At 68.3% G+C, this 1,355-nt stretch carries 1 protein-coding gene; it reads left to right on the top strand.

Annotated features, from left to right (window positions below):
* On the top strand, nucleotides 1-1,355 hold a 1,355-nt coding region (locus ACWEIJ_RS46020; protein ID WP_449843624.1), incomplete at both ends, for an SdrD B-like domain-containing protein.

Genomic DNA, 1,355 nt, shown 5'->3' with positions numbered 1-1,355 from the left:
GGCCTGCCGGACGGCAGCTACACGGTGTGCTTCGACGTCAAGAACCTGCCGGCGGCGGTGAAGGACTACGTGCCGACGACGCCGAACGCCGGTGGTGACGACGCGAAGGACTCCGACGCCGACGTGGCCTCGGGCTGCACGCCGCCGACCAAGCTCGACGTGGACAAGCCGGAGGACCCGACGCTGGACCTGGGTCTGATCGCACCGGTCAACCGGCTCGGTGACTACGTGTGGATCGACGTCAACAAGGACGGTCTGCAGGACGCCACCGACATCCCCGTCGAAGGCGTCACGGTCAAGCTCAGCACGGGCGCGACCACGAAGACCGACGCGCAGGGCAAGTACCTGTTCGACAACCTGCCCGACGGCACCTACACGGTGTGCTTCGACATCGCCAACCTGCCCGCGGCGGTGAGCGACTACAAGGTCACGCTGCAGAACGCCGGTGGCGATGACGGCAAGGACTCCGACGCCGACCCGGCCACGGGCTGCACCCCGGCCACGACGCTGGGCGTGGGCAAGCGCGTCGACCTGACCCTGGACATGGGCCTGGTCTCGCCGCCGAACAAGCTCGGTGACCTGGTCTGGCGCGACGACAACAAGAACGGCATCCAGGACGCGGGCGAACCCGGTGTCCCGGACGTGCCGGTGAAGCTGTCCACCGGTCAGACCACGAAGACCGACGCGTCCGGCAAGTACGTGTTCGACAACCTGCCCGACGGCACCTACAAGGTGTGCTTCGGGCCGATGCCGGACGCGGTGAAGGACTTCCAGTTCACCACGCCCAACGCCGGCGGCGATGACGGCAAGGACTCCGACGCCGACCCGGCGACCGGCTGCACCCCCGAGGTGACGCTGGGCCCCGGTAAGCGGGAGAACCTGACCGTGGACGCCGGTATCCACGCACCGGTCAACCGCCTGGGTGACTACGTGTGGATCGACGTCAACAAGGACGGCCTGCAGGACGCCACCGACATCCCGGTCGAGGGCGTCACGGTCAAGCTGTCGACCGGTGCGACGACGAAGACCGACGCGCAGGGCAAGTACCTGTTCAGCGATCTCCCGGACGGCGAGTACTCGGTGTGCTTCGACATCGCGAACCTGCCGGCCGCGGTGAAGGACTACACCCTCACCAAGGCCAACGCGGGCGACGATGGCAAGGACTCCGACGCCGACCCCGCCACGGGGTGCACGCCGGCCACGAAGCTGGGTGTCGGCCGGCGGGAGGACCTGACGCTGGACGCGGGCCTGATCGCACCACCGAACCGTCTCGGTGACTTCGTGTGGTCCGACACCAACCGCAACGGCGTGCAGGATCCGGGCGAGCCCGGTGTGCCCGGTGTGCCGGTCAAGCT

The sequence above is a fragment of the Lentzea sp. NPDC004789 genome (assembly GCF_053601075.1).
The sequence above is the reverse complement of the archived record's forward strand: the minus strand, read 5'-3'. Positions and strand labels throughout refer to the sequence as shown.